This is a genomic window from Bacteroides sp. 1001302B_160321_D4, assembly GCF_015667765.1.
GTDB lineage: Bacteria > Bacteroidota > Bacteroidia > Bacteroidales > Bacteroidaceae > Bacteroides > Bacteroides xylanisolvens.
Map to the genome: position 1 here is coordinate 1 of NZ_JADPLO010000143.1, position 2,189 is coordinate 2,189.

Genomic DNA, 2,189 nt, shown 5'->3' on the forward strand with positions numbered 1-2,189 from the left:
TCTATACATTGGCGGTATGATCCAGTAGAAGGTGTTGGAATACGAGCAACATATGGAGAAGACGTCTATACTCGAATAGAGAATGGGTATTTAACTATAGCCGCTAATACTACTAATCCTAATATGCAATATAATATGTTAGCACAAGTTGTAGTACGTGTAGATGGTGAAGAGAGGGAAGTCTTTGATATGGAAGTGTCTGATTCTTATTATGGGACATATGGAAAAACTCCCTTAGGTAGTTTAACTATTGATTTAACAAAATATTATGGACATGTACAAGTGATAGTTAAGACAAGTGGTTCGCAGGGTGATTCCTACTCGGGCTATTCAGGTGTAAATGGGGAACAAATAATATACGATAATTACAGATAAGATATTTATGAAACGAACAGTTTTTATAATGTTTTTAATGCTCTTTCTTCACGAAACTATGTGTAAGGGGCAGATAATGATGGCTGTAGTAAAGAATAATGAGGCTATAGCATTCTGGATGAAATCTCAAAGAAAAAAAGATATAGGGAAAGTAATTCATTTATTGAAAGAATCGATAGCTATTGATTCGACGTATAAATTAGCTTATATAAATACTGCTCAATTCACAACAATGTTGGGTGAGATAAAAGAAGCTATAAATGTTCTAGAACTAGCAATAAAACATTTTCCAGCAGATGCTAATTTGTATTTTGTTAAAGGGGTGCTACTAGCCAAATTGAATGAGAAAGATCTTTCGGATGAGATGTTTGGGAAATCAATTACTTTATTTGACAAAGAATTCAAAGAGACTAATAAATCTTCCCTTTTATCTAGTAAAGCAATTGCTCATGCTTTTAAAGGAGATAAAAATCTTGCTATTATAGAGTTACTTGCTGCGCAGAACTTTTTTTATGATATTACTTTTAATCCCTTTGAATTAAGAATGCATGAATTAGAACTAGAATATATTTCAAAATTTGATAGAAACAGACAAATTAAAGAATTTTGGGATCCATCTTTCAAAATAGAAAGAAATGAATTTATAATTGATTACGATCGGTAATTCTACTTTTTATATCTGGAAAGACCAATGAAATGTTTATGGTATATAGTATGAAGCGATATGATTATTTGGTAATAGTATATGGTTCTGTTATCGCCGAACAGTTAACACGAAGTTCACGTTCATGTTTGGTTATAGATAAACGTAGCCGTGTTGGATGCAATAGAGGATACCTTAATTATCGCTAAAAATTAAGAAGTAGTCATATAGAAGATAATAATAGACATTTCATTATAATTTAAAAATCAGTATTAATATGAAGTATTGTTTTATATTGTTGTTTCAACTTATTGTGTTTTCTGCTTGTGGTCAGAATAAGGAAAATGAAGTTACTTCACTTGAATCAGAAATGATGAGTTTTTTTCAAGAAACGTTGGAAAAGAATTATGGTCAAAAAGATGCTCTCGACTTATTAGTAAAGGGTTTGGAGAGGTATCATTTCAATTATTTATTAGACGTTGATAAGGATCGATTGAAGAAAATCAACAAGAAACTCTATTCAGGCTGGCTCTATTCCTATTTTTTGGATGGAGTTGATTTAAATGATTCCTGTGGAGTGTAGTGTACGTGCCAGAAGGTGTTTCAATATCAGAGTATGGACGAACGGATGAATCCCGTGAAATTTTGAAAAAAATGAATCTGAAAGATTCTCGTAGTCTCAACTTTATTACAGATTCCGCACAGTATGTATACGGCAGAGCGCAAGTAGAAAATGTGGTTCTTCCATTTAAGATGAATATTAGTGGATTTACTTATAAGCAAAAGGAGTTGGAGCATGCTTCGCATCCTGCAATGAAAACTATCCGGGAGCTGATAGATATGACCGGAAATATTCCATCTTCGGTATTATGGGAAGTGATTGCCACAAATAGAGAACATATTTGCAGTGATTTCAAGAAAGATCGGGATGTGCGAATGTTTCTGACACTTTATTTCTGGAGGTATTTGTGTTATTATGCGAATATTGATTTTTATTCTGGTTTGGATAAAACAGAGGAGGTATTAAAAGGGGATAGGTAAAAAGAGATTCTTATGATTTGGATGATATCAATAACCAGTTTTCTGTTTTGAGACTGAATTTAATAATAAAATAAAAATAGAATGAAAAAAGTTGGTAGATTTAGTTTGTCTGAACTGCAAGATGATACTT

The 2,189-nt window shown here is 32.2% G+C and carries 4 protein-coding genes; all 4 read left to right on the top strand.

Features of this window, described 5'->3' with window-relative positions:
- Positions 1-375: hypothetical protein (locus tag KFO40_RS25485; RefSeq protein ID WP_211146939.1), on the top strand; the 375-nt coding region annotated here is incomplete at its 5' end.
- Between the two features lie 7 nt (positions 376-382).
- Complete coding sequence (locus KFO40_RS25490) at positions 383-1,039, top strand: tetratricopeptide repeat protein (protein WP_211146940.1); 657 nt, start codon at positions 383-385, stop codon at positions 1,037-1,039.
- A 256-nt stretch (positions 1,040-1,295) separates the two neighbouring features.
- On the top strand, positions 1,296-1,601 hold the full coding sequence (locus KFO40_RS25495) for a hypothetical protein (RefSeq protein ID WP_211146941.1): 306 nt from the start codon (positions 1,296-1,298) through the stop codon (positions 1,599-1,601).
- Between the two features lie 71 nt (positions 1,602-1,672).
- Positions 1,673-2,059, top strand: coding sequence for a hypothetical protein (locus KFO40_RS25500; RefSeq protein WP_248005625.1), 387 nt, complete (start codon positions 1,673-1,675; stop codon positions 2,057-2,059).
- The last annotated feature ends 130 nt before the right edge of the window (positions 2,060-2,189 follow it).